This is a genomic window from Serratia sp. CoH_122_TC_1 (assembly GCF_058191755.1).
Genome location: NZ_JBXWLA010000066.1, coordinates 1 through 404 on the forward strand (window position 1 = coordinate 1; position 404 = coordinate 404).

The 404-nt window shown below is 49.0% G+C and carries 2 tRNA genes; both read right to left on the reverse strand.

From position 1 onward, the window contains the following. Position 1: 1 nt before the first annotated feature. Positions 2-74, reverse strand: a tRNA-Ala gene (locus AC2FC2_RS26990). Positions 75-197: 123 nt separating this feature from the next. Further along, positions 198-274: transfer RNA gene (locus AC2FC2_RS26995), tRNA-Ile, on the reverse strand. Between the last annotated feature and the right edge of the window lie 130 nt (positions 275-404).

A 404-nucleotide genomic window follows, 5' to 3' on the forward strand; every position in this document is an offset into this window, starting at 1 on the left:
GTGGAGCTAAGCGGGATCGAACCGCTGACCTCCTGCGTGCAAGGCAGGCGCTCTCCCAGCTGAGCTATAGCCCCATATCAGAAAAGCATTTTTACATCTTATCTACTACCTTCGCCAACTCGCTTCTAGTCAAAGCGAAGTCCTACGACGTTTATTCACATAAACGAATAGGGCGACAACGCAGGATAGGAGAGAATTGGTGGGTCTGAGTGGACTTGAACCACCGACCTCACCCTTATCAGGGGTGCGCTCTAACCACCTGAGCTACAGACCCGACAAGATGCTTTAAGACTTAACCGGTAAGATTAAGCCTTATGCTCTCTTTCATTTCATCAGACAATCTGTGTGAGCACTTCACGCGAATCAATATCATTAGGTAAGGAGGTGATCCAACCGCAGGTTCC